This window comes from Actinomyces sp. S6-Spd3 (genome assembly GCF_000758755.1).
Lineage (GTDB): Bacteria > Actinomycetota > Actinomycetes > Actinomycetales > Actinomycetaceae > Pauljensenia.
Genome location: NZ_JRMV01000088.1, coordinates 1 through 551, shown reverse-complemented (window position 1 = coordinate 551; position 551 = coordinate 1). Strand labels below are relative to the sequence as shown.

Below are 551 nucleotides of genomic sequence, written 5' to 3'. Positions count from 1 at the left end.
GACCTGTGGGATAGGCGCAGTTCTAGCGTGCAGGTTACGGATGCAACAGATGGGTGGATGCTCGTTCGCGTTGCGCTGACGGCCAGGAATTCTGGTGACCTGTGGGATTTGCGTTGTTATATGCGTGAGCATTTGATCGATTGGGTGGTTCAAAATGCTCCTTACGCTCTGACTCGTACTCGCGTGCAAAAAGAGGACGTGGTTGAAGTTAACCTGGATCGCTCCGAGCGTGAGATTGTGGAGCTCGCTAACGAGTTGCGCGATATCGAGCGTGAGGGAGAGAAGAGTGCGGTGCGCCCTGACCCTGAGGAGCCGCCGGCGCAAACAAAGCAGGAGGCTCGTATGCGTGCGGCGAAGAACCGGGCTAGTAAGGTGCGTCGCAAGCGGTTGCGTGATCGCAAGGTGACTACGAAAGTGCTGGCCGAGCCGGAGTCTACGCGCGTGTTGTCGCCCGCAGAACTCCTTGCGATCCAGCAGGGCACGAGCGCGGAAGTTCCCGCTAATGATGATGCCCGGGGCGCGGATGATAGCGCGGTGACGTCAACGGTTGG

The 551-nt window shown here is 58.8% G+C and carries 1 pseudogene; it reads left to right on the top strand.

Annotated elements, in window-relative coordinates:
* Positions 1-27 precede the first annotated feature (27 nt).
* Positions 28-551, top strand: a pseudogene (locus tag HMPREF1627_RS00530) (hypothetical protein); the annotation flags it as partial.